The sequence below is a fragment of the Polycladomyces subterraneus genome (genome assembly GCF_030433435.1).
Taxonomy (GTDB): domain Bacteria; phylum Bacillota; class Bacilli; order Thermoactinomycetales; family JIR-001; genus Polycladomyces; species Polycladomyces subterraneus.
In genome coordinates, this window is record NZ_JANRHH010000038.1 from 38,984 (window position 1) to 61,507 (window position 22,524).

The window sequence follows — 22,524 nt, forward strand, 5'->3', positions numbered from 1 at the left end:
AACGGAGTCACTTCGAAAGTCAGCGACTCCCACTTTAGTCCGCCTAGAGCGAATCTATTATTCCGTAAGGCAGCAATGTTTTCCCGGACGAGCACTGACCAAGCCCTGACTGAGCGAAGTTCCGGAAGCGCAGGATTGATATCGCGCAATCTTCTCAAAGTGAAGCGTACTTTACCCACGTCCTGCGCTGACCGGGTCGGAGTGGTCATCATCTGCTTCCCTGCAAGACACAGGTGAAACGAGCCGGGAAAGCAATGTGGACTGTATTCACCAGACACGCCCTAGACCATTTGATAGACAATCCTGTCCTCTCCACGGTTATACAGGATCACCAGTCGTTCAAATTCAGGGTAGAACAACAGATCGTCATCATCGATAAAATACGTTATGCCCTCAACCTCGGCAATGACACCGGTCTTCCTCGGTTTCTCCAATGAAAATCGCATCGAGAAACCCGTACCCGCAAAACAATTCGACTCTTGTTCTTGATAATGTATCAGCAAGCGAACCGTATCCCCTTCTTTCAGTGACAGTTCCCGACGAAACCAATCCAGTGCCTCCGGCGTGATTTCCAATTTCATCTTTCTCACCTGCAATGCTTCAAATTCCCGACCGTCGCCTCCAACAAGGAAGGTGACCAATTTTTCTCCATGATTACTACTCGGGTGTCTTCTCCACCTTACAGCGAAACCAGAAACCTTTCCACTCTCCTTTGGATTACAGGAAAATTGACGGACACGTTTTGTCCGACATTCGCAGCAAATATCTGTTGAGAATCCTCTAAAGTCATCCCTTTCAAGAAGGATTGTTACAGCTAAAAAGACCAGAGCCGAGAGCCCTTGTAAGACAAGGGCTCTCGGCTCAAGATCACACTTCCATGATGATCGGCAAAATCATCGGCCGACGCCGCGTCCGTTCGTACAGGAATCGACTCAGGGTATCCCTAATGCTGGTCTTCAAAGAAGCCCATTCGCTGACGCGGTCTTTGACACACTTCTCCATCGTCTGCGTGACGATGCGGTTGGCTTCTTCCATCAGTTGTTCCGATTCGCGCACATAGACAAAACCGCGCGAGATGATATCGGGCCCAGACAAGATGGCCCCGTTGGTTTTGCTAAGGGTGACTACAACCACTAAAATTCCATCTTGTGACAACAGTTTGCGGTCTCTTAAAACGATATTACCGACGTCTCCGACCCCCAAGCCGTCAATCAGGATGTTGCCGGTGGGAATCTTCGGGCCGTATCGAGCTTTTCCATTGGATATTTCGACAGTGTCGCCGTTATCGCAAATAAAGATGTTTTCCGGTTTCACTCCAACGGATTCGGCGAGTTGGGCGTGAGCCCGCAACATGCGGTACTCACCATGAATCGGGATGAAGTACTTGGGACGAATCAGATTGAGCATCAGTTTCAGGTCCTCTTGTTGACCGTGACCGGACACGTGAACCCCTTTTGGCGTATTGGCGTTGTATACCACATCTGCTCCGATTCGGAACAATTGGTCTACTGTACGTGCGACGAATTTCTCGTTCCCCGGAATCGGTGTGGCTGCGATGATGACGGTATCGCCTGGAAGCACTTCCACCTTTCTGTGGGAAGCGTGCGCCATGCGTGTCAGAGCAGACATCGGTTCACCCTGGCTTCCGGTGGAAATCACTGCCACCCGATTGGCGGGCAACCGGCCGATATCATCCGGATCGATCAACAAATCGGACGGAACCCGCAGATATCCGAGTTCTATACCGATATTGACGACGTTGACCATGCTCCGACCCACGACCGCCAGTTTGCGACCGTTGTTGTAGCACGCATCCACAACTTGCTGGATACGGTGGATATTGGAAGCGAATGTAGCGACGATAATCCGCTGCTTCGCTTTTCGAAACACTTCCTCGATCGATTCGCCCACGCTTTTTTCCGAACCGGTGAATCCCGGACGTTCAGCATTGGTACTGTCTGACAGCAGACACAACACACCTCTTTTTCCGATCTCCGCCATCTTGTGCAAGTCTGCCGTCTGGCCGTTCACCGGCGTCATGTCGAACTTGAAATCACCGGTGTGCACCACGATCCCTTCCGGTGTTTCCAAGCAGACGCCGACCGAGTCCGGAATGCTGTGATTGGTCCGGAAAAACGTCGCTTTCATCGAACCAAGCTTGATCTCCGAGCGGTTGTTGATCAATACCCGTTTCGTCTCGTTCAATAGATGCGCTTCCCGCAATTTGTGTTCGATCAGGCCCAAAGTCAACTTGGTTCCGAAAACCGGCACGTTCAGGTAGCGTAGAATGTAAGGCAATGCGCCAATATGGTCCTCGTGTCCGTGAGTAATGATGATCCCGCGTACCTTTTCACGATTTTCTAACAAGTACGTGATATCCGGTATTACTACATCGATCCCGAGCATGTCTTCTTCTGGAAACATGAGTCCGGCATCGATGACGACGATATCGTCCCCGTACTGTACCACGTACATGTTTTTCCCGATTTCATCCAACCCACCGAGTGCAAAAATGGTCAATTTGCCTCGTAGGTTGTGCTTAGTCAAAAACGTAACCTCCTGTATTCAGTTGTAGCTCACCCGAAACCGCACAAGTCACTTATGGTTATTATACACGAATAAAAAACCCTCTGGCAAGAAAGGGAAGAAAAATTTGAGTCGACTTTTTGCAAGCAGACAAAAGCCCCCGAAACAGCGTGATGACAAGCCTTTGATACTCGAATGGAACCCTCGGGGATGGTGGGGACGGGGGGGTTGCATAGAATAATCGTAACGGTTTAACACCATGGAAGTAACCCATTTTGACCTATTCACGGAACTTCCCCACGGAATATAAGCACATTGTGGATAAGATTCTCGGACTCTCCGTGTCTGCGAAAATCGAGCGGGTTGTATGCTTCTCAAGAGAGCGGCTGACCAAGCCATACTTTTCTTCGCTTCGAAAAGCGCAAGTATTCATTCAAGGGCCATTTCCTAAAAGCGAAGCGTACTTTGCCCGTATCCTACACTCCCAGGTTCGGAGCAGCCAAGACCAGCTTGCCTTATAGGGCGCAGGTGGAACGATCTTCTAAAGCAATGCGTACCGATTTATCGAATATATCCTCAACCAAGAATCCACTATCCCATCGCATAACAGCAGATAGGGGCCCGGATACGGGCCCCTCAACACAATATATTCGAGATTTACAGCAACTCCACCAATGCCTTTACTTTTTCTTTTTGCTCTTCATCCAGTTCGACCAGCGGCAGCCGGACGTGCGGTTCGCACAATCCTTTCAGTGACAGAGCATATTTGACCGGCACCGGATTGGGGGCCATGAACAGACCTTCAAACAACGGCAGATACCGCGCATGCAACTTGGCGGCGGTCTGCACATCGCCCGCAAAATACGCTTGCATCATTTTCTGCATACCGGAGCCAACCAAATGACTGGCCACACTGACGATCCCGTGTCCGCCCACGGCCAACGTCGGCAAGGTGAGTGCGTCATCCCCGCTATATACCGCTACACCTTCGGGTACACGGTCAGCTAGTTTTCCGGCCTGGATGACACTGCCGCTTGCCTCCTTGAAAGCGACAATATTATCGATCTCGGCTAAGCGGGCCATGGTTTCCACAGTCAAATTTACTCCGGTGCGGCCCGGAATGTTGTATACCATGACCGGAAGGGACGTGGCCTCGGCCACCGTCCGGAAATGCCGGTAAAGCCCTTCCTGTGACGGTTTGTTGTAATAGGGTGCTACCAACATGACACCGTCAACGCCCGTTTGTTCGGCTTCTCGCGTCAAGGAGACGGAAGCCGCCGTGTTGTTGCTGCCCGTACTGGCCATCACTCTGACCCGGCCGGCCACATGTTGAACCGTACGGCGGAAAAGCTCTATTTTCTCGTCGTGGGAGAGGGTGGGCGATTCTCCCGTCGTTCCCGCGACGATGATCGTCTCCGTACCTGTAGCAATCAGATGATCGATCAACGCCGACACCTTCGGCCAATCAATGGTTCCTTCCGAGGTGAAGGGCGTGATCATGGCTGTCAGCAAACGACCGAATTTCACGATGTTCCCTCCCCGTTCACTCCGCCGTCTGGTAGTGGATGTTGTGCAGCTCAAATTTACGATGCAATGCCCGAACAGCCTTCACCATATCCTCCCCGCGCACTAACACCCACAAGGTGGTATGCGAATCGGCGGACTGCAAAATTTGAATATCCTCTTCCGTCAATGCCTCCACCATCTTGGCCATCGCACCCGGCACACCGGCGATACCGGCCCCCACCGCAGAAACCTTAGCACAATGACGGTGCAACTCCGGTTCGAAGCCGAGGGATCGGAGTATTTCCTCGGCCCGATCCGCCAATTCGTCAAAAACGGTATAAGCAACGCCGCTCGGGTTGACGTTGATAAAATCGACGCTGATGCCGTTTTCGGCCATCGCCTTGAACACCTTGAGCTGAAAATCGTATTGCCCTTCCTTGGCTTTCACTTTGATCTGCGTAACATTGGGCACTTGCGTAATGCCGGTGATCAGACGATCCTGCACTTCCCCGGCCAGTCGCGTCACTTCCGAGGTGCTGGTGACGAGCGTCCCCGGATTGTCCGTCATCGTCGAGCGGACACGAATCGGCACGTTGGTCTGCATGGCGATTTCCACCGCACGGGGGTGAATTACCTTGGCTCCCTGGAACGCCAGATTACACATCTCCGTATAGGTGACGGTTTCCAACGGAACCGCGTCTTCCACGATCCGCGGATCAGCCGTCATGATTCCGTCCACGTCAGTGAAGATATCCACCAATTCCGCTCCCAGCGCTACACCCAGGGCGGTGGCCGTCGTATCGCTCCCACCGCGGCCAAGCGTGGTGATTTCGCCATCAGTAGTTTTCCCTTGAAAACCTGCGACGATGACCACTTTTCCCTTGTTCAATTCTTGGCGAATGCGGCTGGGATTGATCGTGATGATTTGTGCATTGTTATGTTGATGATTGGTAATGATTCCTGCTTGCCCACCGGTCAATACTGTATTATCGATCCCTTCCCGGTGTAACATGCTCGACAAAGTGGTTGCGGAGATGATTTCTCCGCAACTCAGCAATAAATCGCGTTCCCTCGGTTGGAGAGAACGCCCGTTTTGGTTGATCAGATCCAACAAGGTGTCGGTCGCGTAAGGATCCCCCTTGCGTCCCATCGCCGACACGACCACGACCAGTTGATATCCTTCGTTTAACCCGTTTCGTATATGGTGAATCACCCGTTGGCGCAACTCATAGGTGGCCAACGAAGTGCCGCCAAATTTCTGTACTAAAATCTTCATTGACCGATCCCTTCTTCATGCCTTGAATGCGATCCATTTTTCCGCGATCTGTACTGCGTTGGTTGCCGCGCCCTTCAACAAGTTGTCCGCCACAACCCACAAGTTGAGCCCGCGGGGGTTGGTCAAATCCCGACGGATGCGGCCGACAAACACTTCCGTGCGACCCGCCACGTTGGCCGGCATCGGATAGATCTGTTGGAAAATGTCGTCTTGGACGATCACACCCGGTGCGTTCTGTAACAGCTCTCGCACTTCGTCCAGATCATAATCGGATTTCAACTCCACGTAGACGGATTCACTGTGGCCGCTCAATACCGGCACACGCACGCACGTGGCGGATACCCCGATCGTCTCGTCCCCGAAGATCTTACGGGTTTCGTTGACCATTTTCATTTCCTCAAAAGTGTACCCGTTCTCCTGCGCCACGTCACATTGCGGAATCACGTTGAACGCAATCGGATAATGCTTATCCAATTTGGCGACCGGCATCACGTTCAGCGGCATCTCGTCCCCGTTCACATAAGCACGGGTTTGTGCCTCCAGCTCAGCCATCGCTTTGGCACCGGAGCCGGAAACGGCTTGATAGGTGGAGACGATGATCCGTTCGATCCCGTAACGATCATACAACGGCTTCAGCGCCACCACCATCTGAATCGTGGAGCAGTTCGGGTTGGCGATAATCCCTTTGTGTTTTTTGATTTCTTCCGGATTGACTTCCGGCACCACCAACGGTACATCCGGCTCCATGCGGAAGGCGCTCGAGTTGTCCACCACCACAGCCCCACGCTTGGCAGCCTCGGGCGCCAATTCTTTACTGACACCGCCTCCTGCGCTGAACAAAGCAATATCCACTCCTTCAAACGCTTCCGGAGTGGCTTCCTGAACGACGATCTCCTGACCGCGGAAACGAACGGTGGTTCCGGCCGACCGCGCAGAGGCCAACGGTTTCAGTTCCCCGACTGGAAAGTTTCTCTCTTCCAGGGTTTTGATCATTTGTTGTCCAACCGCACCCGTTGCGCCGACAACGGCCACCGTATACGTTTGTGCGGACATCGGCATCTCCTCCCCTGTTTCCTGTTTCGCCTCGATGCGGTTCCACAAGCGGCGAACCCTTGTATATGCTGGCGTCGCAAACCAGAATCATTCGTTTGCTTCACAAGCCTCTTTACTATTATGAAGTCAAGTAGCGATACTTTTCAACTATTAAGGGTTGTAATTGCCGACCCTGGATCGCAGCTGCACAGGTTTCGGGGATCAGCTCCATTCGGGCCACCATGGAGTTGGGTTTTTTTTCGGGTGCGTCCTGTCCAAAAGGAACAAAATAAATATTTTTGGCAGGCAACAACTTTGCCAGGTTAGCGGCATTCAAGCCCAACGCATCATTGGTGGAGATGGCGATCACCACGGGTCGATGATTGCGCATCTGGGCTTTGGCCGCCATCAAAACGGGGCCGTCAGTCAAAGCGTTGGCCAATCTCGCCAGCGAGTTGCCCGTACAAGGTGCGATTACGAGACAATCCAACATTTTCTTTGGCCCGATCGGCTCCGCTTCCGGTACGGTGGATATGATCGGTTCCGGCGTGATCTCCTTGATCTGACGCAACCAATCCTCCGCCGTTCCGAACCGGCTATCCACCGTGGCCACCGTATGGGAAATGATCGGGATGACACGCGCCCCCAATTGGACGAGCCGTCTCATCTGAGGCAACACTTCGTCATGGGTGCAGTGAGAACCGGTCAACGCAAATCCAATGGTTTTTTTTTGCAGGTTCATGTTTCCACCTCTTCTGTCCCTATGTCCTCCATCATCAGGCGGGTCATCGTTCGCGCCAGTATCCTCCCCGCCGTCTTGGGCGCCACGATGCCGGGCAGACTGGGGGCCAGCATGGCTTTGATTCCCCTCTTATCCGCATACCCGAAATCGACACCGCCGGGTTTGGACGCCAGGTCGATGATGACCGCATGATGCGGCATCCGCGCGATCACTTGCGCCGTCACGACCAAGGATGGAATGGTATTAAACAATAAGTCCACATCATGCACCTGCCGCGCCAAATCATATAAGTAAAAAGGCTGCAATCCCATCTCGACTGCGCGAGCTACATGTTCCGACCGCCGAACACCCACCCTGGTTTTCGCGCCAATCGCGCTCAACGTACGTGCCAGTGTCAAACCGACACGCCCCAGCCCCAACACCATCGACACGGAACCGTGTATGGTGAAGTCGGTGTTTTGAATGGCCATCATCAGTGCACCTTCCACCGTCGGGATGGAGTTGTAGATGGCCACATCATCCCGGTTCAGCAGTTCGATCAGACGGATCCCATGAGCTGCACAGAGAGTCTGCAGGTACGGTTTGGCCATGCCGGCGTAGATGGTGGCGTGACGGGGCAGGGATTGTATATGTGTTTCCGTCAGGACCAATTTTTTGGAGGTGAAAACACTGTCCACCTGTCCATACTCATCCGTTCCCACAATCGGCAACACCAATATGTCCACCGTTTCCAGCAATTCATGGGTCAACTCGCGGTGGTTCGCTTCACTGAACGGCTTTTGCAAGTTGTCGAACCCGATCAAGCTCACCGTAGCTTGCAGTTCAATGCAACTTTTAATCACTTCCAACTGACGGGCATCCCCGCCGAGGAACGCGACATGTTTCCCTGTCATCATCCTCCAAGACCCCTTTCCCTTGGAGCGTTCACGAGACGTCCCCAGACGAACCCTTCCAAAAGGAAATCGCCGCTGTATGATGCCATCATATGACAGGGTAAAAGAATCGGTTACCGCCCTCTGTCACTGTGATACCAACCGTTTCGTTCCCCGACGGAATCGACGATCACCATATCCGGCCCGATTTTACGAATCCTGTTCCAAGAAATAGTCAACATGTCCTGTCTCCGTTGAAACCACGAATGACTAACCGGAAACAGCAGTGATCCAATTTCTCCGGTCTGCGGATCGATGAGCAAATCCGCCCTCCCCAATTCACCCAACCGTTGCCCGTTTTGCAAATCGATCAGCTCTTTTCCTGTCAGCTCACTCCATCGCATCACATTTCCTCCCTATTCTTTACTCTGTTAACAGTGTATCGCCTCGTCCGAGCGGGTATGAAAAAAGCACCCCATTCAGGGTGCTGTACTACTGACAAATTGTTTTCACCACTCGCGATTCCGCGCGCGCCGGTTTCCTCTTTCAACAATCTCAAAGGTCACTCGTGGGAAAACGGCCACCCACTTTTAGAGCAGCGGGTCAAAATTTCCCTCGAGTGCGGAGCGGAGACTGAAAATCGGAGCCCGAGTCAACAACCTGGTACCCTTTTCAGGGTACCTCCCTTCACATTTGTTTCTTCTTTTCTTTGTAATACTCCACAATCAGTGCGTCCAGTTGCTTGCTGATGGGCAGTAGGGTCGCTTCAGACAAATGCCGCGGATCGGTATCCGTTTGGTACAATTCCCACCGCAACCGCTCCATTTCCTGTTCCAACACGGTCAAACGCGTCGGTTCCATCGTACGTCCCCCCGCATTTTTCTTCAGATTCCGGTATGGCCGAAACCGCCGCTGCCCCGGACGGTTTCGCTTAACTCCCTTGCCGGCATCAACCGAACTTGCGGCACTTGCTGAAAGACCAGCTGGGCAATCCGGTCACCGCGTTCAATAGTGAAGATTTCTTCCCCCAGATTGATTAAGATGATTCTCAGCTCTCCCCGGTAATCGGCGTCGATCGTCCCTGGTGTATTCAACACCGTGATTCCCTTTTTGAATGCTAAGCCGCTGCGTGGCCGGACCTGCGCCTCCAACCCGGACGGCATTTCCAACGCAATCCCGGTGGGAATCAATTTCCACTTCCCCGGTTCGATCAACAGCGGTTCCGTAACCGCCGCCCTGAGGTCGAAACCGCTGGCTTGTTCCGACATTTTCTCCGGTAACGGCAAATCTTCGCAACCGGGAAGTTGGCGGACTCGCACTTCAAACAAGTCGATCCCTCCCATATGATGCGGGAATGTTCCCGGACGGGGAAATCAGGGCCATTGACAGTGGTTGAGAGAAAATCTCACGGGCAATGTTGCGAACATCCTCCAAGGTGACATCTTCCACGCGCGCCACCATCTCGTCTAAAGTGAGATGTCGACCGAGCAGCAACTCGTTTTTCCCCAATCGGCTCATCCGGTTACTGGTGCTCTCCAGACCCAACATCATGCTTCCTTTCATCTGTTCCTTGGCCTTTTTCAACTCCGATTCTGTCACACCGTTTTCCCGAACTTCCTCCAGTATTCGGAGAATCAGATCGGTCACTTCTTCTTCCTGCCCGTGGGCTGTTCCCGCATATACAGCGAACAATCCGCAATCGCGATACGCGGAATGATACGAGTAAACCGAATAGGCCAACCCACGCTCTTCCCGTATTTCCTGGAATAGCCGGGAGCTCATGTTGCCCCCGAGGATATTATTGAGAAGAATAAAAGGATAAATGCGTTCATCAGCCAGTGAGACACCGGGCAATCCCAAACAGAGATGGGTTTGCTCCGTCTGTTTTTTCCGGATGATCACTTCATGGGAAAACGAGGGAGGTTGCTTCATTTCTGCTGTCTGTTCGCTCGTAAAAGACACAAAATAAGATTCCACCAATGACATGAAATCGTCCGGCAGATGTCCCGCAAGGGCAATGACCAGATTGTCCGGCCGATAGTATCGATCACGATAGGACAACAGACGTCCGCGATCAAAGGAACGCACGTTGCTTTCACTGCCCAGGATCGGATAACCCAGCGGATGGTTTTTCAGAGCAACCGATGACAAAAGATCATGGATCAGATCATCCGGGGTGTCCTCCACCATCCGAATCTCTTCGACGATCACCTTTTGTTCTTTGGCGATTTCCCCTTCGGCAAACGTCGATTCAAAAAACATATCCGCTAAAATATCCAACGCGATCGGAAAATGCTGATCCAACACCTTGGCGTAATAGCACGTCATCTCTTTGGATGTAAAAGCGTTTACCTGTCCGCCGATCTCATCAAACGCTTCGGCCAATTGACGCGCTGTCCGTTTCCGGGTTCCCTTGAACAGCATGTGCTCGATAAAGTGGGATATTCCGTTGTCTTCTTCGGATTCGTGACGGGAACCGGCGCCGACCCACAACCCCAACGCCACCGAACGTACGTACGGAATCTGTTCGGCCACGACACGAACCCCGTTGGGCAATGTATGTTGAACGATCACATTGATCCCCCTTATGGACTGCATCTTCTGTTAATTGGAAGAAAACGTCTTTTGGAGAGAGAAGTATCCCTACTATATCAAAACGGTGGAACGGGCTCAACCGATTCCACCCTGCTGGAAGACAAAACTTCACTTACCGTTCCCAGTTTTATTCCATTTTGCTTCATTACGCTTATGATTTGAGGCAGTGCCGTTACGGTTCGGTCAGTGGGATGCATCAGCACCAGCACACCGTTAGCGGCACCCGCTTTCACACGCGCCGTCATCCATTCAGGTGTGGAAGTGGGACGCCAATCTAACGTATCCACCGTCCACAACACTGTTTTCAAATGCAGACGAGCGGCTTCTTCCACGACCGCCTGATTGTAATCGCCGGCGGGTGGTGCGAACCATCGCGACTGAATCCCCAACGTCTGACGGATCAACTGCTCCGTCTTTTTCATCTCGGATCGCATTCGCTCCCGCGAGAGACGGCTCATCATCGGATGAGAATAGGCATGATTGCCGATCTCGTGCCCTGCCTCCACTAACCGTTTCGCATCGGATGGATGACCCTTTAACCACGATCCATCAAGAAAAAACGTCGCTTTGACCCGCTCTTTCCGCAGGATATTCAACATGGTGGGCAGATATTCCGTGCCCCATGCCACATTGATCATCAACGCGGCCATTGGTTTACGTTCATTTCCGCGATAGATCGGGTGGGGTCCCAGATCGTCGAGCGTCACCCGGGCGGGCACAACCCGATAGATCCACTGTTTTGGCTCCGTCCACCCTTTATGCTTGGCCAACCGGTAAGTGGCCGCCACATCCACCTGAAGACCGTCATAGCCCGGAATGGCTTTCCACACCCGATCGACCCGGGCATCGATCGGCGGTTCTTCTCGTTTTTGCGCTTCCTGCCGAATCCGAGCGTACAGGTCGTCGGAACCCCAGACCGGCTCGGCCTTTCCTTTAATCTGACTCACATAAGAGGCTACGGGTTCCGATGAAACCAGCCCCCACACCACCGGCAGACAGATCAACAAAAAGGCTCCTTTGGCCGTCCATCGCCTCACCGAAAGCACCTCCCGTACGGGCTGGTACTAACGTATGCAGGCGATCCGTTCCCTATGCGGAGCTTGTACGCGACCAAATAAAAAAGAGGCAGATCAGCTCTGACTCTTTTTTGAAAAAATCCCGGGTCCGCCCCGTCGGGCGGGGAAACGGGACCCTGTTCAGTTCTTGATCTTGATGTTGGGCTGCTCCTTCAATACCGCCTTGCGCGACAGGTTGATCCGTCCTTGGTCGTCAATCTCCGTTACTTTGACCAAAATCGTGTCTCCCACCTTCACGACATCCGACACTTTGGCCACTCGATTTTCAGCCAGTTGCGAGATGTGGACCAACCCTTCCTTGCCCGGCAGGACCTCGACAAAGGCGCCGTACTTCTCCACTCGCTTGACCGTGCCGAGATACGTTTCGCCCACTTCCACCTCGCGCACCAGGTCTTCGATGATTTTCTTGGCCGCTTCGTTTTGTTTCGGATCGGTGGAAGCGATGTAGATACGGCCGTCCTGCTCGATGTCGATTTTGACGCCTGTTTCGTCGATGATGCGGTTGATCACGCGACCGCTCGGTCCGATCACGTCGCGGATCTTGTCCGGATGGATGCGCATCGTCAGGATTTTCGGAGCGTAAGGCGACAACTCGCGACGCGGTTCTGCGATCGCTTGCGCCATGTTGTCCAGGATCTTCATCCGCGCATTGCGCGCCTGCTCCAACGCCGCTTTCAAGATGTCACGGTCGATGCCTTCAATTTTGATATCCATCTGCAGGGCGGTGACCCCTTTGCGCGTACCGGCTACTTTGAAGTCCATGTCACCCAAGTGGTCTTCCATACCCTGGATGTCCGTCAGCACTGCCACCCGGTCGCCCTCTTTAACCAACCCCATCGCAATACCGGCCACCGGAGCCTTGATCGGCACACCCGCATCCATCAACGCCAATGTGGACGCGCAAATGCTGGCCTGGGAGGTGGAACCGTTGGACTCCAGTACTTCCGATACCAACCGGATGGTATAGGGGAATTCATCCTCGGAAGGAATGACAGGCTCCAGCGCGCGTTCACCCAACGCACCGTGGCCAATTTCCCTCCGTCCCGGCGCCCGGATCGGTCGTGCCTCGCCGACGCTGAAAGGCGGGAAATTGTAATGGTGCATGAACCGTTTGGACTCCTCCAGATCCAAACCATCCAAAATCTGCACATCTCCCAGTGCACCCAGGGTACACACGCTGAGCACTTGCGTCTGACCCCGTCGGAACAGACCAGAACCGTGCGTGCGCGGTAAAATGTGAACTTCGCTGGATAACGGCCGGATTTCTTCGGCGGTCCGTCCGTCGGGCCGTTTGCCTTCCTCGAGAATCATGCGCCGCACTTCTTCTTTGAGGATGTCATGCAGCACATTGAGAATATCCGCTTCCTGTTCCGGATATTCCTCGGCAAGCGCCTCCAGCACTTCCTGATTGATCGAGTCGATCGCGTTTTGCCGTTCTTGTTTCTCCACGATCTGCGCCGCTTGGATCAACCGGTCCGTCGCCATCTCGCGAACGTGACGCTCCAGCTCTTCCGGCACGTCGTACAGTTCAGGCTCCATTTTTTCCTTGCCGATCGCCCGCACGATTTCCTCTTGGAACTCGACCAATCGACGTACCGTCTCATGACCGTAGAGAATCGCTTCCAGGATATCTTCCTCCGGCACCTCGTTGGACCCGGCCTCCACCATATTGATGGCGTCTTTTGTACCGGCTACCACGAGATGCATGTCGCTACTTTCCATCTGCTTCACTGTCGGGTTGATCACCAGCTTCCCATCCACCCGTCCGACGATCACGCCGGCAATCGGGCCTGCAAACGGGATATCTGACACGGACAAAGCGGCGGATGCGCCGATCATCGCGGCAATCTCAGAGGAACAATCCTGATCGACAGACAAGACCAAACACACCACTTGCACTTCGTTTCTGAAACCATCCGGGAACAGCGGCCGAATCGGTCGGTCAATCAAACGGCTGGCCAACACCGCTTTTTCGCTCGGACGTCCTTCACGTTTGATGAATCCGCCAGGGATCTTGCCAACTGCGTACAAACGCTCTTCATAGTTGACCGTCAGCGGGAAAAAGTCGGTATCTCTCGGTTCTTTGGAGGCTACTGCCGTCGCGAGGACCACTGTATCTCCATAACGCACCAGGACCGAACCATTGGCCTGATTGGCGTAATTGCCAAATTCCAGGACAAGTCGCCTGCCGGCCAATTCTGTCTCAAATTTTGCAGGTTCCATAGCGAGTACGTATCCTCCTCTCAAACAGCACATTGCTAAATTTCTTCATCTAAACAGTATTTCCTGCCCTCTATGGTTTTAGAGGGCATCTACTGAAAAAAGCGGGGAATACCCCGCTTTTTGTCACCGACGCAATCCCAATTTTTCAATCAATTGACGGTAACGCGTAACGTCCTTCTTTTTCAGGTAGTTGAGCAAGTTCCGGCGATGTCCCACCATTTTCAAGAGACCGCGACGAGAATGGTGGTCCTTTTTGTGCTTCTTCAGGTGTTCGTTGAGTTCGTTGATCCGCTGCGTCAAAATGGCGATTTGCACTTCCGGGGATCCGGTGTCGTTCTCGTGCGTTTTGAACTCGTTAATGATTTCACGCTTCCGTTCTTGGCTCAAGCTCATCGCCGTTTCACCTCCTTGTTGATTGCATATGCCCATGGCCCAGGTCATCGCCGAGGTGACTCGATCACCCGCGCCAGGGTCTGTCGTCACATCGAACCCATTCGTTCGAAGTGCCGAATAATAGTATAACATAAGTACGATGCAAAATGGTACTCCCGAGATGAATTTTTTGCCTTGATTTCCTGGGACACACCGTGCCCTAGCCCATTTGTTGGCCAATCCATCCGTGGGTCGTCAACCAGTTGCGTGCCTGTGCGACGTCCGCCCGAATCTGTTTGACCAGTGCATCCACGGAATCAAATCGTTTCTCTTCTCGCAGAAAATGGAGGAACGCCACTTCCAGAGTCTGACCGTACAGGTCTTCGTTCACATCGAACAGATGCACTTCCAAAGTGTGCCGCGGAACGGGATCGTCAAAGGTAGGACGGGTCCCGATGTTCATCACGCCTGTATCGATTCGGCCATTCCGACGCACTTGTACCACATAAACCCCGTTTTTGGGGATGAGATACGGTTCCTCCGGTTGCACATTGGCCGTCGGAAAGCCGATGGTTCGCCCCCGCCGGTCACCTTGGACCACCGTTCCCTTCACGGTATAGGGACGTCCCAGTATGCGGTGGGCCAACTCCATTTCCCCATCGCCCAGTGCACGGCGCAGGCGCGTGCTGCTGACAGTGATACCTTCATCCACTACCGGCATGACCACTTCGGCGACGAAACGGTCCTTTGCCAATACATCCAGATCTTGTGCACACCCTTGTGCACGATGGCCAAACCGAAAGTTGAATCCAACGGACACCGCCTGTACACGGAGCGGAATCAACACTTCTTCGACGAATGATTCCTTGGAAAGACCAGCGAAATCCCGATCGAACCTCATCACATATGTTCGGTCCACTCCCAGTTGCGCAAACTGCTTCAGCTTTTCCGGAAGGGGAGTAAGGTACCGGGACATCTTGACCTGGCCCAACACTTCCCTGGGATGGGGATGGAACGTCATCACCGCTGTTTGAATACCCCGCTCTTGCGCCATCCGCCGGGCTTGCCGAATCACCGCCTGATGTCCCAGGTGGACACCGTCAAAATAGCCAATCGCTAACGCCACCGGAGGCACGGGTTCATAGGATTGTAACGGATATCGCAGATGAATCGTCTCCATGTCGCTTCACCCATTCCGGAACACTTTTTCTGCCAAAGCGACACCGTCATTATTCAAGCGGTAAATACCGCAAAAACCGTGAGTGTCACCATAGACCCGGATCAGACGCCCTTCCCAATCGCATCCGTTGACTGGGTCACATTCAAGGGGCTGTCCGTTTAACACACCGGATTCGGCCCGCCCTGATACCACGACAGCCGGAAAATGACCCAGTACCGCATCGATCGGGTGGAGCACTTCCTCCCATCTTCCGTCCGCCGCCACTTCCGCCAATTCTTCCAATGTCACCGCATCCTCCAAGACAAAAGGGCCACTTTTCACCCGGATCAAACGGGACATGTGAGCGGGATAACCCAACGCTTTGCCGATGTCGACACACAGCGTCCGCACATAGGTCCCTCGGGAACAGGTGACATCAAAGTCCACTTCGGGATAGGGTCCTTCCGGCCGAATCCGGGTAGCGTGCAAGCGGTATATGGTTACCTGTCTTGACGGGCGTTTGACTTCTTTCCCTTCGCGCGCCAACTCATATAGCCGTTTTCCCTTTACCTTCACCGCCGAAAACATCGGCGGAATCTGCGTGATTGTGCCGTGAAAACGCTGGAACACTTCGTTGATATCGTCAGGATCAATGCGATCGACGGGGCGATCCTCCAACACATCCCCCGAGGCATCCTCCGTGTCGGTGGAACGACCCAGCACCATGGTACCGAGATACTGTTTGGGCAATTCCTGAATATATTCCACGATTCGCGTGGCTTGTCCCAAACACACGGGAAGAACCCCTTCCACGTCGGGGTCCAGCGTCCCGGTGTGGCCAACGCGCCTTTGTCCCGTCAGCTTGCGGATACGGGCCACCACATCATGGGAAGTCATGCCTGGGGCTTTATGCACGGGGATGATGCCATGAATCGTCATGACACCACGCGCCGCAGGGCGCTGGCCACCTTTTGCAACACTTGCCGTTCCACTTCCCCGGCGCTTCCCATGATCGTGCAGCCGGCCGCCCGTGCATGTCCGCCACCACCCAATGTCTGTGCCAATGCGCCGACATCCACGATTCTGCGCGAGCGAAAGCTGACGCGAATCGTTTTCTCATTGACTTCACGGAACAGAATGCCCACATCAACGCCCATCACATTACGGGCGTAATTGACGATGCCGTCCCAATCCTCTTCTCTGGCTCCTGTCGCTTCGATGTCTCGCCGCCGGATCCACATCCAGGCGATCTGCCCGTCTTTGGAAAGGCGCAGCGTTTCCAGCGCTTTGCGCAACAGTTGCAAATGCGCCAACGTAGTGGTTTCCAACACTTCCTCCGCAATCCGGTGTGCTTCCACTTTCCGATCGATCAGGTGGGCCGCTTGGTTCATCACCCGGGGGGTGGTATTGGCGTATCGAAAGCCGCCCGTATCAGTCAATAACCCCGTGTAAATGCAGGTGGCCAATTCTTGGGTCCACTCCAATCCCATCTGTTCGACCCAATCGTACAGCACTTGCGCCGTCGCCGCCGCATCAGGAATGACCACGTTGACCGTGCCGAAGCGGTCATTGGTGGCGTGATGGTCGATGTTGAGAATGTGCACATCCCGGGCGAACAGCTTCCGACACTCCCCCATGCGATCAGCATCCGCCGCATCCACCGCGATTACATAGGAAAACGGCGCCTCGGTGCGAAGATCTTCCGGGGACCGGATTTGGCCACAATCCGGGAGGAATTGATATTTCTGCGGGATAGCGGATTCGTTGACCATCACGTAACGTTTCCCCAATTGTTTCAGGATTTGCCCGACGCCGAGGGTCGAACCGATCGCGTCACCGTCGGGATTGACATGGGAAACCACGAGAAACCGGTCAGCGTCCTGAACGAAACGGGTGGCCGCCTCCAATTGATTATTGGTCTCCCACATCATCCGTTTTCACTTCTCTCAACAATTGATTGATGTATTGACCGTGCTCGATGGATTCATCCACCTTGAAGACCAGCTCGGGCGTATGACGCAAGGTAATGCGTCGCCCAATCTCCGACCGGATGAATCCCTTGGCCTTGTTCAATGCCGCCAAGGTGTTTTTCTTCTGCTCTTCGTCGCCCATGACGCTGACATAGACTTTGGCGTGTTGGAGATCCCCACTCATTTCGACCGAGGTGATCGTAACAAAACCGATGCGGGGGTCTTTCAGTTCTTGTTGCAAAATCTGGCTCAACTCTTTTTTGATTTGTTCGCCGACGCGACTCACGCGGATGCGAGCCATCGCCGATACCTCCTCCTGGTGATCTACACGAACGATAGTTCCGCGTGCAAAATTTCCAATCCATCCAAATCCTCCAGCAGGCGCAAAGCCTGCCGGAGCTCCTGTTCCACCACTTTTCTGCTGGAGCCGACTCCGGCCATGGCTAAGCGGGTGCGTTGGCGGTCGTCCTGGAATCCGACTTCCGCCACCGACAGGTTGAACCGGTGTTGAATCCGGCTGATCCCGCTCTTGATCACCCGACGCTTCTCTTTGAGCGAGGTGGATCCGATGATCCGTCCTTCACATTCCTGAATGCCGACGTACACGTTCACCGCTCCACTTCTTGGATGACGTACACTTCGACCACATCGCCCTCTTTGATGTCGTTAAAGTTTTTGAGGGTTAAACCGCATTCGTATCCCTGAGCTACTTCACGCACATCGTCTTTGAAGCGCTTCAGTGTGTCGATCTCCCCGTCGTGTACCACGATGCCGTCGCGGATCAAGCGCACTTTTCCGTCGCGGACAATTTTGCCCTCCGTAACGTAGCAACCAGCAATCGTCCCGATCCGGGAGACTTTGAAGATCTGACGCACTTCTGCCGAACCGACCACTTTTTCTTCGTATTCGGGGTCCAGCATCCCCTTCATCGCCGCTTCGATTTCTTCGATCACATTGTAAATCACGCGGTGCAGTCGAATATCCACTTTTTCCTGTTCCGCCGTGGCCCGGGCATTCGGTTCAGGCCGGACGTTGAAACCGATGATGATCGCATTAGAAGCAGATGCCAGAATGATGTCGGATTCGGTGATCGCACCCACAGCGGAGTGGATGATCTTCACCCGAACCCCCTCGACATCGATCTTTTCCAAGGCCCCGCGCAACGCCTCCACCGAACCCTGCACGTCGGCCTTGATGATGATGTTGAGCTCCTTCACTTCGCCTTCCTGAATCTGCTTGTACAGATCGTCCAACGTAACGCGACTTTGCGCACGCAGCTCCTGTTGCCGCTGTTTCTCAGCACGTTTTTCAGCGATGGCCCTCGCTTTTTTCTCGTCTTCAAAGACCATGAACGCATCCCCGGCATTCGGCACGTCCTGCAGTCCCAAAATTTCCACCGGCGTAGACGGCGGTGCTGCTTTGATCCTTCGTCCACGGTCGTTGACCATCGCCCGCACTTTACCGAAGTAGTTGCCGGCCACGATGCTGTCACCGACACGCAACGTCCCGTTTTGCACCAACACGGTGGCGACAGGTCCGCGTCCCTTGTCCAACTCGGCTTCGATGACGACACCGCGCGCACGTTTATTGGGATTGGCTTTCAATTCCTGCACTTCGGCCACGAGCAAAATCATTTCCAGAAGCTCGTCAATCCCTTCACCCTTAAGTGCGGACACAGGGACAAAAATGGTGTCTCCACCCCATTCTTCCGGCACCAAACCGTGTTCCATCAATTGTTGCTTGACGCGGTCCGGATTGGCATCCGGTTTGTCCATCTTATTCACCGCCACGATGATTGGCACGTCGGCCGCCTTGGCGTGGTTGATCGCCTCCACGGTCTGTGGCATCACACCGTCATCCGCAGCGACGACCAGCACGGTGATGTCCGTCACCTTGGCTCCGCGCGCCCGCATCGTCGTGAACGCGGCGTGACCTGGGGTGTCGAGGAACGTGATTTTCTTGCCATTGGCTTCCACTTGGTATGCTCCGATGTGTTGGGTAATGCCCCCGGCTTCTCCCGCTGTGATATTGGAGTGGCGAATCGTATCCAACAGCGTGGTTTTTCCGTGGTCCACGTGCCCCATGATCGTAACCACTGGCGGCCGTTCCTGCAAATCTTCGGGATCATCGATTTCTTCGATTTCTTCAAAGGCCGATTCGTCGATCTCTTCTTTGACTTTTACCTTGATGCCATATTCCTCCGCCACCAGGGTGATCGTATCCGGATCGATTTCCTGGTTGATGGTGGCCAACACACCGAGACCCATCAACTTGCGGATTACATCAGCAGCTTCCCGACGCATCAGTTTGGCTGCTTCACCAACTGTCATCGGTCCCGAAATCTCAATTTCCGACGGCAGCTTCGGTGCCGGTTTCTCCGATTGCGCAGGACGACGATTCCGATCTTTTTGTTTTTTGCCCCGTCCTTTTTTTCCACCGTTCTCGCGGTTGTCAAACGCACCTTTACGTGATGATTTTCCTTTGATTCCGACCGTTTCCCCGGTATCGTTTGCTGCTTTGTTCCGTTGTTTCTTCATGTTCACCTCTTTGTTCTTCCCACCCATGTTTTTTTGCTCCGCCGCTTTTGGTTGTCCTTTGGTTTCCTCTTGCGTTTTGGACGATCCGTTTGGGCGTTTGTTGCCGGATACCCCGGACTGTTTCGCTTTGATCGGAGCATTTTGCTCCTTCACATTTTTGATGAACTGTTCCACCTTTTGCACCATTTGATCGTCCATTACGCTCATATGATTATTCACGTTGATGTTCATCCGTTGCAGGATGGTCAATACTTCCTTACTACTCATATTCATCTGTTTTGCATATTCGTATACACGAAGTTTGGTCAAACTCGTCACCCCCGTCTGTTACTCTGCCTTCTGCCTCATCGCACGGGCAAAACCGGGGTCAGTGAGCGCAATCACCACCCGTTCCGGCTTCCCGATCGCTCTTCCCAGTTCAGTCCGTGTCCCCATGTACCAAAGGGGAACATTGTAGTATGAACATTTATCGGTAAACCGCTTCCGCGTGTTGTCGGATGCATCTTCCGCCAAAATCACCGCGGCGGCTTGACCCGAGCGGATTGCCCGCAGCACTGCTTCCTCTCCGGTCACGACTTTCCCCGCGCGCTGTGCCAAGCCAAGCAGTTGTAACCGTTTATCCATGCAAATTCACCCGTGACAACTCTTCTTGTAACCGGTCGTAGATCGAATCGTCCACTTGCACTTTGAGTGCCCGGTCCAGCGCTTTTTTCTTTTTGGCCAACCGGAAGCACTCCTCCTTACCGCACAGATAAGCGCCTCGACCCGATTTTTTCCCGGTGGGGTCAATCAGGATCTCTTGCTCCGGTGTCCGAACCACCCTAATCAGTTCCTTTTTCGGCATCATTTCCTGACACGCGACACATTTTCGCATCGGTACCTTTCTGGTCCGCATCGCTCCGTCCACCTCCTTCAGATGGATGGAAAGTTGTTACGATCGGCTTATGCGTTCTCTTCTTCCGTTGTTTCTACATCCGGTTCCAAGGTGTCGGTTACCTCATCAACATTTGCTTCTTCTTGCGCTTCCGATTCGCTCTTGATGTCGATCTTCCAACCGGTCAATTTGGCCGCCAGTCGGGCATTCTGCCCTTCTTTGCCGATCGCCAGCGACAGTTGATGGTCCGGCACGACCACGCGAGCCACTTTCTCATCCTCCAAGATGTCCACGCTGACCACCTTGGATGGACTGAGCGCATTGGCAACGAATTCCTGCGGATCATCGGAGTAGCGGACGATGTCGATTTTCTCTCCGCGCAGCTCATTCACCACTGTCTGCACACGCATGCCGCGGTGTCCCACGCAAGCGCCGACCGGGTCCACCTGTTCATCCCGAGACGACACCGCGATTTTGGAACGGAAGCCGGCTTCTCTCGCCACCGATTTGATCTCAACGATCCCTTCGTAGATTTCTGGCACTTCCAACTCAAATAACCGTTTCAAAAGACCGGGATGGGTACGGGAAACATAGATCATCGGCCCTTTGGTCGATTTCTCGACCCGGGTGATGTACGTTTTCACCCGTTCGCCCTGTTTGAAACGCTCACCCGGCATCGTTTCGTTATACGGCAGGAGCGCTTCCACCTTGCCCAGGTCGATATAGTACTGGCGATGATCGGCCCGCTGTACCACGCCAGTGACAATGTCCTCCTCGCGATCTACAAACTGGTCGTAAATGATATTGCGTTCAGCCTCGCGGATGCGTTGGGTGACCACCTGTTTGGCGGTCTGGGCAGCGATCCGTCCGAAATCTTTCGGTGTCACTTCAATTTCGACGATATCATCCAGCTGATAGGCGGGATTGATCTCCCTGGCGGCCTCCAGCGATATCTCCAACCGCGGATCAGTTACCTCATCGACGACTGTTTTTCGAGCAAATACACGCACCACGCCGGTTTCACGGTCAATGTCCACCCGCACGTTCTGCGCGGAGTGGAAATTGCGTTTGTAACCGGAGATCAGCGCGGCTTCCAACGCCTCGATCAACACGTCCTTGCTGATGCCTTTCTCTTTTTCCAGCTGATTGAGGGCCTCGATGAACTCTGCATTCATCGGAATCGTTCTCCTCCCTTCGATTAAAAAACAATGGCCAACCGTGCTTTCGATACTTTGTCAAATGGAATTTCCACCGGTTTGCCTTCGACCTCGACCGTGAGCACATCCGGCGCGTATGCAGTCAATGTTCCCTCAAACTTGTTGCGTCCGGCAACCGGCTCCAACGTGGTGATATGGACGAATTTTCCCACGGCCCGCTCAAAATCCCGTGGTTTTTTCAGCGGCCGTTCCGCCCCCGGCGAAGAAACCTCCAGGAAATAGGCCCCGGGAATGGGGTCGACACGGTCCAGTTCTTCGCTCAGCTTTTCACTGACGCGGCTGATGTCGTCCAAGTCGACGCGCCCCTCGATTTTATCGATGAACAAACGCAAATACCAGTTTTTTCCTTCCTTTTGGAACGTGATGTCGACCAGTTCCAGCCCCTCCGCTGCCAAAATGGGGGCCGCCAACTGTTCAACCGTTTCCACTACCTGCTGGCTCAACCCGCACCCTCCTTCATGTGTGCCTTTCTTGTCCAGAACCCGTGCGACAAAGCGAAAGAGTGGGCTATGACCCACTCTTTTCGGCCGGACGATATCTACGCTAC

24 protein-coding genes are annotated in these 22,524 nt (G+C 53.7%); all 24 read right to left on the reverse strand.

Annotation, left to right across the window (positions count from 1 at the left end; translation table 11 throughout):
- Positions 1 to 281 precede the first annotated feature (281 nt).
- The 24 genes from NWF35_RS11060 to rimP all read right to left on the reverse strand — a co-directional run bounded on the left by NWF35_RS11060 (position 282) and on the right by rimP (position 22,420).
- Positions 282 to 581, reverse strand: a complete 300-nt coding sequence (locus NWF35_RS11060) for a HesB/YadR/YfhF family protein (RefSeq protein WP_301239125.1) — start codon at positions 579 to 581, stop codon at positions 282 to 284.
- 286 nt (positions 582 to 867) lie between these two features.
- The gene (locus NWF35_RS11065) at positions 868 to 2,547 is read right to left on the reverse strand and encodes a ribonuclease J (RefSeq protein ID WP_301239127.1); all 1,680 of its coding nucleotides are present in this window, start codon (positions 2,545 to 2,547) and stop codon (positions 868 to 870) included.
- A 636-nt stretch (positions 2,548 to 3,183) separates the two neighbouring features.
- Positions 3,184 to 4,056: a 4-hydroxy-tetrahydrodipicolinate synthase gene (dapA, locus tag NWF35_RS11070; protein ID WP_301239194.1), complete on the reverse strand. Its 873-nt coding sequence runs from the start codon at positions 4,054 to 4,056 to the stop codon at positions 3,184 to 3,186.
- Between the two features lie 13 nt (positions 4,057 to 4,069).
- Positions 4,070 to 5,308: an aspartate kinase gene (gene dapG, locus NWF35_RS11075; RefSeq protein WP_301239129.1), complete on the reverse strand. Its 1,239-nt coding sequence runs from the start codon at positions 5,306 to 5,308 to the stop codon at positions 4,070 to 4,072.
- Between the two features lie 15 nt (positions 5,309 to 5,323).
- Positions 5,324 to 6,361: an aspartate-semialdehyde dehydrogenase gene (locus NWF35_RS11080; RefSeq protein WP_301239200.1), complete on the reverse strand. Its 1,038-nt coding sequence runs from the start codon at positions 6,359 to 6,361 to the stop codon at positions 5,324 to 5,326.
- Positions 6,362 to 6,479: 118 nt separating this feature from the next.
- Positions 6,480 to 7,082, reverse strand: coding sequence for a dipicolinate synthase subunit B (locus NWF35_RS11085; RefSeq protein ID WP_301239131.1), 603 nt, complete (start codon positions 7,080 to 7,082; stop codon positions 6,480 to 6,482).
- Positions 7,079 to 7,978, reverse strand: a complete 900-nt coding sequence (gene dpsA / locus NWF35_RS11090) for a dipicolinate synthase subunit DpsA (protein ID WP_301239133.1) — start codon at positions 7,976 to 7,978, stop codon at positions 7,079 to 7,081. The genes NWF35_RS11085 and dpsA overlap by 4 nt, the downstream gene beginning before the upstream one ends.
- A 110-nt stretch (positions 7,979 to 8,088) precedes the next feature.
- Complete coding sequence (locus NWF35_RS11095; RefSeq protein ID WP_301239134.1) at positions 8,089 to 8,358, reverse strand: YlmC/YmxH family sporulation protein; 270 nt, start codon at positions 8,356 to 8,358, stop codon at positions 8,089 to 8,091.
- Positions 8,359 to 8,641: 283 nt separating this feature from the next.
- Positions 8,642 to 8,815 carry an aspartyl-phosphate phosphatase Spo0E family protein gene (locus NWF35_RS11100; protein WP_301239136.1) on the reverse strand — a complete coding sequence of 58 codons (174 nt, stop codon included), beginning with the start codon at positions 8,813 to 8,815 and terminating at the stop codon, positions 8,642 to 8,644.
- 23 nt (positions 8,816 to 8,838) lie between these two features.
- Positions 8,839 to 9,297 (reverse strand): dUTP diphosphatase, encoded by a 459-nt coding sequence (gene dut, locus NWF35_RS11105; RefSeq protein ID WP_435873877.1) that lies wholly within the window; start codon positions 9,295 to 9,297, stop codon positions 8,839 to 8,841.
- A complete protein-coding gene (locus tag NWF35_RS11110; protein ID WP_301239138.1) occupies positions 9,275 to 10,528 on the reverse strand; it encodes a M16 family metallopeptidase in 1,254 nt (417 codons plus the stop codon). Before NWF35_RS11110 ends, dut begins: the two co-directional genes overlap by 23 nt.
- A gap of 77 nt (positions 10,529 to 10,605) precedes the next feature.
- On the reverse strand, positions 10,606 to 11,586 hold the full coding sequence (locus tag NWF35_RS11115) for a polysaccharide deacetylase family protein (RefSeq protein WP_301239139.1): 981 nt from the start codon (positions 11,584 to 11,586) through the stop codon (positions 10,606 to 10,608).
- 159 nt (positions 11,587 to 11,745) lie between these two features.
- Complete coding sequence (locus NWF35_RS11120; RefSeq protein WP_301239140.1) at positions 11,746 to 13,848, reverse strand: polyribonucleotide nucleotidyltransferase; 2,103 nt, start codon at positions 13,846 to 13,848, stop codon at positions 11,746 to 11,748.
- Positions 13,849 to 13,971: 123 nt separating this feature from the next.
- The gene (gene rpsO, locus NWF35_RS11125; protein WP_301239142.1) at positions 13,972 to 14,241 is read right to left on the reverse strand and encodes a 30S ribosomal protein S15; all 270 of its coding nucleotides are present in this window, start codon (positions 14,239 to 14,241) and stop codon (positions 13,972 to 13,974) included.
- A 199-nt stretch (positions 14,242 to 14,440) separates the two neighbouring features.
- On the reverse strand, positions 14,441 to 15,400 hold the full coding sequence (locus NWF35_RS11130; RefSeq protein ID WP_301239144.1) for a bifunctional riboflavin kinase/FAD synthetase: 960 nt from the start codon (positions 15,398 to 15,400) through the stop codon (positions 14,441 to 14,443).
- Positions 15,401 to 15,406: 6 nt separating this feature from the next.
- Positions 15,407 to 16,318, reverse strand: coding sequence for a tRNA pseudouridine(55) synthase TruB (gene truB / locus NWF35_RS11135; RefSeq protein ID WP_301239146.1), 912 nt, complete (start codon positions 16,316 to 16,318; stop codon positions 15,407 to 15,409).
- Positions 16,315 to 17,310 carry a DHH family phosphoesterase gene (locus NWF35_RS11140; RefSeq protein WP_363321611.1) on the reverse strand — a complete coding sequence of 332 codons (996 nt, stop codon included), beginning with the start codon at positions 17,308 to 17,310 and terminating at the stop codon, positions 16,315 to 16,317. Before NWF35_RS11140 ends, truB begins: the two co-directional genes overlap by 4 nt.
- Positions 17,291 to 17,650 carry a 30S ribosome-binding factor RbfA gene (rbfA, locus tag NWF35_RS11145; protein WP_301239147.1) on the reverse strand — a complete coding sequence of 120 codons (360 nt, stop codon included), beginning with the start codon at positions 17,648 to 17,650 and terminating at the stop codon, positions 17,291 to 17,293. Before rbfA ends, NWF35_RS11140 begins: the two co-directional genes overlap by 20 nt.
- A 23-nt stretch (positions 17,651 to 17,673) precedes the next feature.
- Positions 17,674 to 17,955 (reverse strand): DUF503 domain-containing protein, encoded by a 282-nt coding sequence (locus NWF35_RS11150; RefSeq protein ID WP_301239149.1) that lies wholly within the window; start codon positions 17,953 to 17,955, stop codon positions 17,674 to 17,676.
- Between the two features lie 2 nt (positions 17,956 to 17,957).
- Positions 17,958 to 20,195 (reverse strand): translation initiation factor IF-2, encoded by a 2,238-nt coding sequence (infB, locus tag NWF35_RS11155; protein WP_301239150.1) that lies wholly within the window; start codon positions 20,193 to 20,195, stop codon positions 17,958 to 17,960.
- Positions 20,196 to 20,213: 18 nt separating this feature from the next.
- Positions 20,214 to 20,510: a YlxQ family RNA-binding protein gene (locus NWF35_RS11160; RefSeq protein WP_301239152.1), complete on the reverse strand. Its 297-nt coding sequence runs from the start codon at positions 20,508 to 20,510 to the stop codon at positions 20,214 to 20,216.
- Positions 20,503 to 20,781, reverse strand: coding sequence for an RNase P modulator RnpM (gene rnpM, locus NWF35_RS11165; protein ID WP_212772447.1), 279 nt, complete (start codon positions 20,779 to 20,781; stop codon positions 20,503 to 20,505). The genes NWF35_RS11160 and rnpM overlap by 8 nt, the downstream gene beginning before the upstream one ends.
- 47 nt (positions 20,782 to 20,828) lie before the next feature.
- Positions 20,829 to 21,935, reverse strand: coding sequence for a transcription termination factor NusA (gene nusA, locus NWF35_RS11170; RefSeq protein ID WP_301239153.1), 1,107 nt, complete (start codon positions 21,933 to 21,935; stop codon positions 20,829 to 20,831).
- Positions 21,936 to 21,958: 23 nt separating this feature from the next.
- On the reverse strand, positions 21,959 to 22,420 hold the full coding sequence (gene rimP / locus NWF35_RS11175; RefSeq protein WP_205494385.1) for a ribosome maturation factor RimP: 462 nt from the start codon (positions 22,418 to 22,420) through the stop codon (positions 21,959 to 21,961).
- Positions 22,421 to 22,524 lie beyond the last annotated feature (104 nt).

Coding starts and splice junctions, on each gene's coding strand:
- dapG (WP_301239129.1), bottom strand. CDS start 5,308: ATGAAGATTTTAGTACAGAAATTTGGCGGCACTTCGTTGGCCACCTAT.
- NWF35_RS11080 (WP_301239200.1), bottom strand. CDS start 6,361: ATGTCCGCACAAACGTATACGGTGGCCGTTGTCGGCGCAACGGGTGCG.
- NWF35_RS11095 (WP_301239134.1), bottom strand. CDS start 8,358: ATGCGATGGAGTGAGCTGACAGGAAAAGAGCTGATCGATTTGCAAAAC.
- dut (WP_435873877.1), bottom strand. CDS start 9,297: ATGGGAGGGATCGACTTGTTTGAAGTGCGAGTCCGCCAACTTCCCGGT.
- nusA (WP_301239153.1), bottom strand. CDS start 21,935: ATGAATGCAGAGTTCATCGAGGCCCTCAATCAGCTGGAAAAAGAGAAA.
- NWF35_RS11120 (WP_301239140.1), bottom strand. CDS start 13,848: ATGGAACCTGCAAAATTTGAGACAGAATTGGCCGGCAGGCGACTTGTC.
- NWF35_RS11130 (WP_301239144.1), bottom strand. CDS start 15,400: ATGGAGACGATTCATCTGCGATATCCGTTACAATCCTATGAACCCGTG.
- NWF35_RS11160 (WP_301239152.1), bottom strand. CDS start 20,510: ATGGATAAACGGTTACAACTGCTTGGCTTGGCACAGCGCGCGGGGAAA.
- rpsO (WP_301239142.1), bottom strand. CDS start 14,241: ATGAGCTTGAGCCAAGAACGGAAGCGTGAAATCATTAACGAGTTCAAA.
- NWF35_RS11085 (WP_301239131.1), bottom strand. CDS start 7,082: ATGAACCTGCAAAAAAAAACCATTGGATTTGCGTTGACCGGTTCTCAC.
- rbfA (WP_301239147.1), bottom strand. CDS start 17,650: ATGGCTCGCATCCGCGTGAGTCGCGTCGGCGAACAAATCAAAAAAGAG.
- NWF35_RS11140 (WP_363321611.1), bottom strand. CDS start 17,310: ATGATGTGGGAGACCAATAATCAATTGGAGGCGGCCACCCGTTTCGTT.
- dpsA (WP_301239133.1), bottom strand. CDS start 7,978: ATGATGACAGGGAAACATGTCGCGTTCCTCGGCGGGGATGCCCGTCAG.
- truB (WP_301239146.1), bottom strand. CDS start 16,318: ATGACGATTCATGGCATCATCCCCGTGCATAAAGCCCCAGGCATGACT.
- rnpM (WP_212772447.1), bottom strand. CDS start 20,781: ATGCGGACCAGAAAGGTACCGATGCGAAAATGTGTCGCGTGTCAGGAA.
- NWF35_RS11100 (WP_301239136.1), bottom strand. CDS start 8,815: ATGGAACCGACGCGTTTGACCGTGTTGGAACAGGAAATGGAGCGGTTG.
- NWF35_RS11060 (WP_301239125.1), bottom strand. CDS start 581: ATGAAATTGGAAATCACGCCGGAGGCACTGGATTGGTTTCGTCGGGAA.